We start from the raw sequence: 4,675 nt of genomic DNA on the forward strand, positions 1-4,675 counted from the left end.
CCTGTAGAGACCGTCAAAAGCAATATGGGCAGAAGTGGTGTCGTGTTTGATTCTAACTACACGGTTAAAGAAATCCACCAATTTATGAACAGATTAAAGCATATTATGACTTCAGATGAAGAAGAGCTGACTACTGAGAAATTAGCTATTTTGCTAGAGGGACTTTATGTAAGAGAGAAATTTGTTTTAAAGCAACAAGCAAGCATTCAATTATTTAAAAGCAACTCCATTACCAAGTATCAGGCTATCAAGGCTCAAGTTGCCACTGAATTGGAAAACGAGTTCAGAGCTATTAATAACCAAACAAGAGATTTATTGATGGTTGGGACAAATCAAAAAAACCAACTTACCAGTCTAGAGAAACAAATTAAGGACATTTCCACTGAAGCTGGAGACTTTGAAAGTCTTCCAACACAAGAGGCTCTTGAAACTAACTTATTAGATAAACAAAAAAAGAGAGCAGCTCTGGATGAAACATTGGAGAAAGTATCTGTTTACAGTGCGAAGTTGGGTCACAAAAAAACTGAATTGGAGAAGCTTAAAACTCAACTTCAGGAGCAAGAAGGTATTCTACAAAAAAATGAACAAGAAGCGAAGATGGTAAATGCAGAAGGTCTAGACCAGGAAAAGCGCTTAAAGATTTTAGATGAAATCATACTCCAAAATCCAGAAAATGCATTAAAGAAATTGGAAGAGAGCTGCACCGCTTTAGAACAAGAAAGTGCGCAGATACAGATTGAATTAGAGCGCTTACCTATAACTCAAACTCTTCAAAATGAATGGTTATCTCTTTTACAGGAAGCTAACGATCATGACCTAGATGAGATAAGAAAGTTATATGTGCGTCATGCGAATGTGATTGGGACTACTTGTGTTGCATCTGCTAGAAAAGAATTTATGGAGAATTATCCAACCTTCGATGTTGTTATCATTGATGAGGTATCTAAAGCTACACCACCAGAACTCTTGTTGCCTATGTTAAAAGGAAAGAAGATTATTCTAGTAGGTGATCATCATCAGCTTCCTCCACTAGTTGGAGAGGATACGTTAGATGAAACGCTTCAGGCTATTCTTGAAGAAAGCGATAGCTTCGAAGAAAAAGAAGAGTTGAAAAAGTTGCTCAAAGAGTCTCTTTTCGAACGTCTCTTCAAAAATTTACCTAAGAGCAATAAAACGATGCTAGCGATTCAATATCGAATGCATGAGAGTATTATGGAAACTATTACGCCGTTTTATGAGGAAGAGAACTACAGGTTACAATGTGGCCTAACCGATTCTGATGCGATGAGGGACCATTTATTAGATTCTGAGATTGTCAAAAGAACCGACCATCTTCTATGGGTTGATATGCCTAACGAAAAACGATACTTTGAAGAACGTATGAAGGATGGTAAAAGTCGATTCAATCAAGCCGAGCTCGATTCCATTAGGAAGATTCTTGTGGATTTAAATAAAGCTACAGAAAAAGCCAAGCAAGATGGAAGAATGGAGCCGCATGAAAAGAAAAGTATCGGAGTTATTAGCTTCTATGGCGAACAAGTAAAAAGAATTGATCGACTCATTCAACAGGAAATGAACTTAAAGCATTTGCATCTTAGAACAGGAACCGTAGACAAATTTCAAGGAATGGAAATGGACGTCATCCTTTTGAGTATGGTACGCAATAACCAAGATAAAAGTGGAGATATTGGATTTGCTAATGACTATCGTCGACTGAATGTGGCATTATCTCGTGCTAGAGAGCTGCTAGTAATAATAGGCAGTGTGGAAATGTTTACGAAACGAGCTAAACAAAAAAGCTCAAGAGAAATGTATGGTCGCTTAAAAACAATAGTAAAACAGAAGGAAGGCTTCCGTAATCCAGAAGTGATTGGACAAGGGAGTCGTTTAGGGGTTTAAACATGCAGTCATTACAAAAGCGCTTAGAACAAGAAATCAACTTAAATTCTAAGGTGAGAATTATGGAATCACGTCTTTGGTGTGTTCCAGTCCATACAATTGAGGTTCAGTATAAACGAGTAAAGCGTACAAAGATGGATGTATTGATGAAAATGATGTTGATCTCCTTTCAAAAAGCCGAGATTAGCTCTTCAGCGCAGCTTAGTGAATTGTTGATGGTGGAACAGTTATTCATCGATGATTTAATAGAAGTGATGAAGAAGTCTGGGTTGATCGAGAAAAGAGAAACTAATATTGTGCTAACTGCAAAAGGTATTCGACAACTGGAGCAGGGGATATTTGAAGAGGAACAGGAACCTGGGACTCACAATATACTATTTAGTCCAACCCATAAAAATTTTTTGAGCGGAGAGATAAAGCCTGCTTCAGAAGGCGAGGAGCTACTACAGGTATATAGATACGCTAAAGATGAAAAAAAGCTGTCTATAGAAAACGGCACATTGTTAGAAGCATTACATCAATATGATATAGAAGGTAATGAAGGTGAGGAACTAATAATTATCTCTGAAGTTATCTCATCCTCTGAATTATACATTGATGATATTCCTTGCTTAGAATACATTATTTATAACGAGCAGGAGGACCTATTTTTCGCAAGGGTATGGAATACTTTAACTGATCAATGGGATGAATCACTAGAAACACAATTAAATGAAAAAGAACGATTGAGTTGGAGAGAGAAATTTTTATAATCATTTAAGAAAACAACTATAGATGAGTCAATTTCATAAATAGCATTTCAACAAATAAACACGAACTTTTTCTCTGTATTGATTGTAGCGAAAGGCGGCGACTCCAGCGGGAGGAGGGAGACTGATAAGACATCACAACCACGCTTGCAAGCGATGGGTGATGGCTTATCGCTCCCCCCCGCGAAAAAGCGTCCGCCGAGAGCGAAGATCAATTCTGCTTTATTCTTTAAAAAGCATATGATTTTCATAGTTTTCTTTTTATTGTTCGTGTTCTTCTGTAAAAATAGGAATTATGCAATTGATTCAGATAAAACACGAATCAAAAATGAAAGGCTCCTAGAATTTTACGCACTGTAAAATTCTAGGAGCCTTGTTATTGGTTGATATTTTTTTCCAACGGACATAGTGTTAATAGTCAATCTTATAGGAAGTGTTGCTTCTGATGATCAGCTGACGGAACTTCCATCTTATCTAGTAGCCTTGAAATATTCCTCTATAGGTACGAACAAACCAACCTTCCCATGGCTTTCATGTTCCAGGGTGGCAAAAACTATTCCAATAACTAGTCCATCCTGATTAAACACGGGACTTCCACTGTTGCCTCTGTAAACAGGAGCCTCCATCATCATGATAGGCACTTCCCAGTCACTTAACTGATAGGGTTCAATTAAAGTACCTTCATTAGCTATACCGGTAAAACGCAGAGGATTTCCGATAAAGGTAATGTGATCGCCTTGCTCGGCTGCCATATGGTCGGCTAAGGTCAAGTAAGGCAGGTCTTCCTTGCTAGAGACTTGTAAAATAGCTAAATCTATTTCAGGATAGGTGTCAATCACATCTGCTCTGAAGCGTCCATCATCAGGGAAACCTACTGTTATATTATTTTTGTCTTCTATTACATGATAATTGGTTATAATTGTTCCGTTTTCTGAAATAGAGAAACCGGTTCCTTTGCTGTCATCTGTTAAGACAACTACTACAGCCTTCTTATGCTCTGCAATATCTTCTTGAGCTGATAGGCGAGCAGATGTTTTTACGAATTCAATGGCCGGAATGGAGTAAACCTGCAAGATAATACCAAAAGTATTAACAAATAAGACCACGGCCATCAAGTAAAAGATCCATTTTGGAAATGGACGCTTTCTTGGAGGAAGATTTTTTTCCTCTTTAGCTTTAAGTAATGCCTCCGCCTGGGCTTCTAAAACTAATTGCTGTAACTCCTCATCGTCAATGTCCTCTTCCCAATCTTCCTTTTTTCGATCCTCAGGCATCATACTCACATCCTTAATGATTGCAATATGTACATCTATTATACATAAATGTTTCTCTATTAAATGGTAAGATAAGAATTTATTTCGCTTGAAATATGAGTGCAAAAAGTATATTATATGAATACAAGCTGCATTGTGCGTATGAATATTAAGTTTTAACCTTTATGCTGTAACAGGGAGTTTTATATAGAGCCGGAATGACAAGCTTCATTCTCTTTTAGACAATGAAGACATGCAAAGAAGGTATCTGCGAACACCCACTTTGAGGAGTGGTGGTTTAAAACTTTCATATAAGATACGGCAAAGGCGGCTTCCTAAAAAGACTTTTATAGCAAGATATATAGACACTCTTACCGAATATGGTGAGAGTGTTTTTTGTTCTATAAGATTTATTTGAAATGCCAGTATCCTAAAAGAAGAAGTAAGATGGTGCTCAAACTATTACTTCTTGGTGAATGAATAATCAAGTCTATTGAAATGAAAAATTATTAATTGAGTTAACATAAGGGGATTAATTTTTTACATTATATAAATTTTCAGAACCATTTCACCTTTTATTTAAAATGTAATACTCCTTTTCAATCTGTCATAAACTTATTATCTCTTTAACATTATCCTGAAATACCTTTGTCATCTTAACATGTTAAGCTAGGGTCGTTAGTGAAAAGGAGGACATTCATTTTATGAAAAAACACATTGTAGCACTAACTGCTATTGCGGCACTATCAGTAGGAACAGCAGGACAGGCTTCTG

Annotated in this window: 3 protein-coding genes and 1 other RNA gene; 3 read left to right on the forward strand and 1 reads right to left on the reverse strand. The window is 36.9% G+C overall.

Annotated elements, in window-relative coordinates; translation table 11 throughout:
* Positions 1-1,899, forward strand: a 1,899-nt coding sequence (locus AC06OU_RS15895; RefSeq protein WP_475857073.1) for a DEAD/DEAH box helicase, incomplete at its 5' end; no start/stop codon positions are given.
* Positions 1,900-1,901: 2 nt separating this feature from the next.
* Positions 1,902-2,651, forward strand: coding sequence for a hypothetical protein (locus AC06OU_RS15900; protein WP_475857074.1), 750 nt, complete (start codon positions 1,902-1,904; stop codon positions 2,649-2,651).
* A gap of 467 nt (positions 2,652-3,118) precedes the next feature.
* Here the strand turns inward: AC06OU_RS15900 and AC06OU_RS15905 are convergent, their stop codons facing one another.
* Positions 3,119-3,925: a S1C family serine protease gene (locus tag AC06OU_RS15905; RefSeq protein ID WP_475857076.1), complete on the reverse strand. Its 807-nt coding sequence runs from the start codon at positions 3,923-3,925 to the stop codon at positions 3,119-3,121.
* A gap of 119 nt (positions 3,926-4,044) precedes the next feature.
* On the opposite strand from AC06OU_RS15905, the gene ssrS reads away from it, so the two are divergent.
* A non-coding RNA gene (gene ssrS / locus AC06OU_RS15910) (6S RNA) lies at positions 4,045-4,239 on the forward strand.
* Positions 4,240-4,675: the final 436 nt, after the last annotated feature.

This window comes from Psychrobacillus sp. (genome assembly GCF_056205495.1).